Raw genomic sequence first — 6,348 nt, forward strand, 5'->3', positions numbered from 1 at the left:
GTAACGCGATCGCAGCGTTCAGCTTCATCTATATAGGGTGTGGCGACAATTGTCAATTAAAATTCCCCAAACCATTAAATCGGTTTGGAGAACGTGTAGTGTAACGATGAGGTTAATTTCAGTAATATTAATCTAACAATCAATTGTAGAGATAAGGGGTAAATATCAGGTAGAAATCGGGTAGTTTACTAAAGTTGCTTTAAGCGATAGCCCAGTCCATGAACTGTTTCAATAAAATCGTCAGGCGCACCTGCATCTTTAAGTTTATACCGTAAACCCTTGATATGAGACTTAACCGTTTCTTCGCTTGGAGGGTCATCAAGTGACCAAATACGCTCAATAATTCCGGCTCGACTTAGCACCCGGCGACCGCTAGAAACCATTAGTTCTAGAAGGGCAAATTCTTTGGGTGTTAGGTGTAAGGATTGGTCAGCATAAGTGACTTCATAAGTGCTGGAATTTAAACGCAGACTACCCCAACCAAGGTCTGAAAAAGATGCTGCAAAACTATTGCGGCGCAACAGTGCGCGAACACGAGCCATTAGCTCTGGCATTTCAAAAGGTTTGACCATATAATCATCTGCGCCAGCATCTAACCCGGTAATTTTGTCACTGAGGGTGTCGCGGGCTGTTAACATCAGAACGGGTATTGTATTATTATGCGATGATGTACCCTCTATTAGATGCGATCGCAAGCGTTGACAAAAACTTACACCATTCAACTTGGGCAAGGTAATATCTAACACCACCAAATCATATTCCAACACTTTGATGCAATCCCACGCTTCCTCTCCATCTTGGGCTATGTCTACCACATATTGACGGTCAGTAAGCGCTTCCATCAACATTTCTGCTAGCTGGACATCATCTTCAACTACCAAAATCCGCATTTCTTGAATATTTGTGAATTAAAAAACTAGGATCAATCCCAAGATATAACCTTAATACTTTCAATTTGATTTAGGACGAGGGAATTTAGAAGAAGGCTGGAAGTTTTTTACTGGTACACTCTTAAGTGCCTTCTGCATAAAATCACGCCAGATAGGAGCCACCATACCTCCGCCTGTCGCACGGTTAGATAATTGTCGATTATCGTCCCTCCCTACCCAGATAGCAGTTGTCAATTGCGGTACAGTACCGATAAACCAAATATCTTTTTCTGAAGAGGTTGTACCCGTTTTTCCTGCAACTGGACGACCTATATCTGCACCTCTACCAGTTCCTTCTCTAACTACTGTTTGCATCACGTCTAAAGTTGCTGCTGATGCCCAAGGATCAAGCACTAGCTGAGGTTTAGGAGTATTATCCATTAATACATTGCCACTACCGTCAGTAACACGGGCGATAATCGTTGGAGGCGATTGCCAGCCATAATTAGCAAGAGTCGCATAAGCACTAGCCATTTCTAGGGGTGTAACACCAATTGCACCTAGTGGTAAAGAACTCACAGGTAACATTGGACTCATAATTCCCAAAGTACGGGAAGTTTCAATTACTTTATTCATGCCCACAGCTTTGCCAATCTTAATTGCAGGAATATTACGAGACAAGGTGAGGGAAGTGCGAACCGATATTGCTCCCATAAAGCTATTATCGTAGTTTCGAGGATAATACCAACCGTTACCATCACGGTAACTAACTGGAGTATCTAGAATTGTTGTATTTGGTGTAAATTTACCATTAGCAAAGGCAGTATAGTAAACAAAGGGTTTAAAAGAAGATCCTGGCTGACGGTGGGCTTGAGTCGCTCGGTTAAATTCGCTACTTTTTGAATCTACACCACCCACTAATGCTTTGACAAAGTGTGTGCGGGGGTCAATTGCTACTAAAGCAATTTGATTATTTTTTAATCCTTGACGTTCAAGGGTTCTATGCCACTTCTTGATAGTTTTTTCTGCCATCATTTGGAAGCTGGTATCTACTGTGGTTTGTACCTGCATTCCGCCTTTGATAACTGTTTCACGCCCAAACTTTTTAATCAGTTCTTGGGCTACGGTGTTGGTAACGTAAGGCAAAGCGCTACCTTGAAATGACCTAATTTCACCAAGTTTAATTTTTTGTTTCAGGGCATCATTATACTCTTGCTGGCTAATCCAATTCAGTTCCAACATCCGCCCCAGTACTTCTTTTTGTTTTTGTTTTGCCAGCTTCATACTCACAAACGGGCTAAGTTCTTCTGGGGCTTGAATTAAACCCGCCATCATTGCTGATTCGCCCAAAGTTAAATTTTGTGCTGATTTTTTAAAGTAAGTGCGTGCTGCTGTCTGAACACCATAGTTATTGTGACCCCAGTAAACTTGATTGAGGTACATTTCTAATATTTCGTCTTTACTGAGAACTTGCTCTGACCGAATTGCTAATACCGCTTCTACTATTTTTCGGGTAAAGGCACGTTTCTGAGATAAAAACAGATTTTTCACTAACTGCATGGTGATTGTAGAACCACCTTCTCGCACTTCCCCAGATGCCAAATTGACTAATGCAGCACGTCCAATACCGCCGGGATTAATACCATGATGCTCATAGAAGCGATGATCTTCACTAGCTAATACGGCTCGTTTCAAATTGGGAGAAATTTGATTTAGAGGCACTACTTGACGATTAGCTTCCCCGTGTATACGCGTTAAAAGTTTGCCTTTGATGTCATAGATATAAGTTGTTTCTGAGGGTGAAAAATTTTGTAATTGTCTAACGTCTGGTAGATTACGGAAACTAATGGCTAAACCAACTAGCCCTCCAGCCATAACAGAACTTGATAGCATAGTTATTGACAGAAGTGTGCCACCAGTTACTTGACCGACCCCTTTCAAAAACTCAAAACTAGGTATTTGAACTTGTGATTGTTTTTCTTCAAAAGTTTTAAATGAAGACACGGCAATTGGATTCCCTTACTTGTAAATATAACTATAATTTTTATTTAATTTTGTTTTGCAAAACTTTCATCATAATGGTAGATGGTTGCTGCGTGCATACAATGTAAATGCAAAAGTTATTATTTTGATATAGTAATTCTTCTTTTAATCAATAAGAACTAGAATATATATTATTCAAAGTATATAAAATCAAAATTCTCCAAACAAACAATTAAATTTATTTGGAGATATTTTAAGTGAAAGAGAGTTTATTTCAATTAGGATTATAACAACCAGTTGTGGAAAGAAAAGGTAGAAATCGGGTAGAAATCGGGTAGAAATAAAAGTGATTCTGAACTAAGCTTAATATTGGATATTAGAAAAATCTTTACTTTGATGTAAAGTCGTGGTTAAAATATGGACTCTGAACCATTAATCTATTTTCTATGAAATGGTCATTGGAAAGGAAATGGATTGCCTCTGGCTTTGGCTTGTGCTTATTATTAATGAGTACAGCTAGTCTTATTTCTTACCAAAACGCTACCCAGTTAATTGCCAGTAGCGATCAAGTGAAGTACACACATGAGGTAATGAAAAATGTTATCGATATCTTTGCTACACTAACCGATGCAGAGGCAGGACGCAGGGGATATATTTTATATGGAGAGCAACTAGAACTCAATCGTTACTATCAGGCAATGCAAAGCCTAGATGCCAAAGTTAAAAAGTTGCAGCAACAAATTGCTGATGACTCTTATCAACAGCAGCAACTAACAAAGCTAAAGTTCCTTATTGCTCAAAGAGTTGAACTATCCAAACAATCAATTAACCTCAAGAAAGTAGGTAAATCAAGCTTTGCTATTCAAGCGCCTCTAGTTAATCAAAGCAACCAAAACCGTGGTCAAATCCGCGAAACGCTTACCAAAATGCAAGCTAGAGAAGAACAATTACTGCAAATCTCAGTTAGACATTCTCAAGACAATATCCGCAACCGGATGTTGATTGAATTCCTCGGTACGTTTCTGAGTTTTGCCATTTTATTAGGTGTTTATGCGTTGCTTTATCAACAATTACTTAAGCGCCAACAAGCAGAAACTATTCAAAAAACTTTAGCTCAAGAAAAAGAACTTACTGAATTGAAGTTACGCTTTTTCTCAATGGTATCCCATGAATTTCGCACTCCATTGAGTATTATATTGGGGTCGGCTCAACTATTAGCTCAAAGTAATCAGCAGTGGACAGAGGAGAAAAAGCTTAAAAATCTGCATCGAATTCAATCTTCAGCCAGGTTAATAAACCAGTTATTAACAGATATTTTAACTTTGACTAGAGCAGAAGCTGGTAAGTTAGAATTTCATCCAGAACTCATGGACTTAGAAGCATTTTGCATTAATTTGATAGAAGATATTCAATTTTATAATCAACAACAGCATACTATAAAATTTATTAGTCAGGGTAACTGTACTCATGCTAAGTTAGATGAAACTTTACTGTATTCGATTTTGACGAATTTACTTTCAAATGCAATGAAGTATTCACCTCCAGAGGGTAATATTTTCTTAATTCTAAGCTGTGAACCACACGCAATATTTTTCAAAGTTAAAGATAATGGTATAGGAATTCCTTTAGAATTTAAGGAGCATTTATTTGAGCCTTTTCATCGTGCTAATAATGTAGGCAAGATTGTTGGCAGTGGACTAGGGTTAGCTGTAGTGAAAAAGTGTTTGGAAATACATAATGGAGAAATTTATGTAGATAGTAATGCACAAGGTGGAACAAGTTTTACGGTAAAATTTCCACAAGAGGAAACAGTAATAGTCAAGAGTAAATTAAACAGCCATCATTAAAAGAATTCGGAATGGGCTACGCTAACGTAATTCGTATAATTTGAATACATTTACATATAATAAGATATTAATTAAACGTAAATATAGTACACCCACCCGTAAGTAAGGGCACGGGCACTGCCGTGCCCCTACAGCATGGTCTATGTACCATTGGAGGATAATTAAGAAAAGCCTGAAATAGGGTATTTCAGGTAACGCATATCACGATGTATTTGTACAGTGCGTAAGTTGTATATTCTTATTAACTAAACTGTATTGGACTAAATTGATCATTGAGTCCACTTGAGTGGACTTCAGCTAAAAGCCAAAGAACTTTAGTTCTGGGCGGGATGTCGGTGAGTGTGACAGTTTCACTATGGGAACCGCTATAAGGCAGGCGATCGCAATTTCTGTATAGATAGCTCAAGCTCTCATTACCTACGCACTTGGCCACTAAATCCAGCTGCTTTAAACTGCTTCAGCTTCAAGGGCGTAGGCTGATTTGCGGGGACAGAAATTCTCAACTCAAAATCGCTAATACCTGTTGGTACTTCAGCAATAGAACCTAAGCGAGTGCGGTTTTGCATCACCGAGTCGTTGTTGGCATCATAGATACGTCCAAAAATATCTGCGTCGTAGACTGTTTTATTAGTACCGTTTTCTGCCTTGCCAGTAACAATAAAGCAATTGGCGGCTGCGCTACCACTACTAATCACCGCGCCTTCTGCTAGTTCTGGCGGACAATCCTTATAACTAACGTCAAATAATCTAATCTGTGTCAACGCTACAGCAGAGGGAGCGATCGCAGATGATAGAAACGCAATGACACAGGAAATCAAAACAACCGTGAGTGAGCGCAACCGCATAGAAGACCCCGTTACTGAATCCAAGAATATGTAACTTATAATCTCAGCTTACCTGAATTTAACTACAAGGATTGAAGACTTTAATTTAACCTTTGTAATAATTAGGGAAATAACCCTCAATTGCTATTAAATTATGACTCCAGATGAGATTGAAGCATCTATGCTCGCAGCCTTTAATGATTGTGATGCAGCAAGCTGTCCTCTCACTGACAGGCAGAAACAGATATTACTGCAAGTGATTGAGCAAATTCAGGGAAGTTGCGCCTCCGGGGTGTCAGATATTGCTAACCCCTTGGATGAACTCACCGCAGAGGAGTTAGAAGCATTTTTACAGTTTGTTAAAAGCGAAGAACAAAGTAACCGCACTTGGAAAGTGCAATTGCTCAACGACTGGCTGCTAGGTAATGACTCTGGAACAGTACAGTTTATTCGACAACGTTATGGTTTACAGTGGCTCAATCGCGTTGAGTCATACCATTTTGATAAGTATTCTTATTTTGAGGATGCACTAAAGTTAAGAGTAGGCGATCGCATTGAAGTTTCCAATGCACTATGGGAATGGGTGCAAGAAGATGGGCCTTGTAAGCGTGAATGGTTTCCTTGTATGGTGATTAGGGTCGAGAAAATTAGCAGAGGTGATGATTACTCTACTAACTGCGTCGTCCGCTTCTTCAATGGCGCTGAGTATGAAATTCAAGGAATGTACGAATGGAATCGCTATAACTGGCGTTGGCCGAAGAAGTAGTGCTGAGTAAATCTTAATGAGTCTCTGAACTCCATTAATGAGTGTTTGAACTCCATTAA

Annotated in this window: 5 protein-coding genes; 2 read left to right on the forward strand and 3 right to left on the reverse strand. The window is 39.1% G+C overall.

Annotation, left to right across the window (positions count from 1 at the left end; all coding sequences use genetic code 11):
- Positions 1-188: 188 nt before the first annotated feature.
- Positions 189-890 carry a response regulator transcription factor gene (locus tag VB732_RS20550; RefSeq protein WP_323232756.1) on the reverse strand — a complete coding sequence of 234 codons (702 nt, stop codon included), beginning with the start codon at positions 888-890 and terminating at the stop codon, positions 189-191.
- Between the two features lie 60 nt (positions 891-950).
- Positions 951-2,873 (reverse strand): transglycosylase domain-containing protein, encoded by a 1,923-nt coding sequence (locus VB732_RS20555; protein ID WP_323232757.1) that lies wholly within the window; start codon positions 2,871-2,873, stop codon positions 951-953.
- A 425-nt stretch (positions 2,874-3,298) separates the two neighbouring features.
- On the opposite strand from VB732_RS20555, the gene VB732_RS20560 reads away from it, so the two are divergent.
- A complete protein-coding gene (locus VB732_RS20560) occupies positions 3,299-4,699 on the forward strand; it encodes an ATP-binding protein (RefSeq protein WP_323232758.1) in 1,401 nt (466 codons plus the stop codon).
- A 413-nt stretch (positions 4,700-5,112) separates the two neighbouring features.
- Here VB732_RS20560 and VB732_RS20565 read toward each other — a convergent pair whose 3' ends face one another.
- Complete coding sequence (locus tag VB732_RS20565; RefSeq protein ID WP_323232759.1) at positions 5,113-5,544, reverse strand: biotin carboxylase; 432 nt, start codon at positions 5,542-5,544, stop codon at positions 5,113-5,115.
- Between the two features lie 133 nt (positions 5,545-5,677).
- Between VB732_RS20565 and VB732_RS20570 the strand changes: the two genes are divergently transcribed.
- Positions 5,678-6,289 (forward strand): hypothetical protein, encoded by a 612-nt coding sequence (locus tag VB732_RS20570; protein ID WP_323232760.1) that lies wholly within the window; start codon positions 5,678-5,680, stop codon positions 6,287-6,289.
- The last annotated feature ends 59 nt before the right edge of the window (positions 6,290-6,348 follow it).

Origin of the sequence: Nostoc sp. UHCC 0252 (assembly GCF_034931145.1) — a bacterium.
GTDB lineage: Bacteria > Cyanobacteriota > Cyanobacteriia > Cyanobacteriales > Nostocaceae > Nostoc.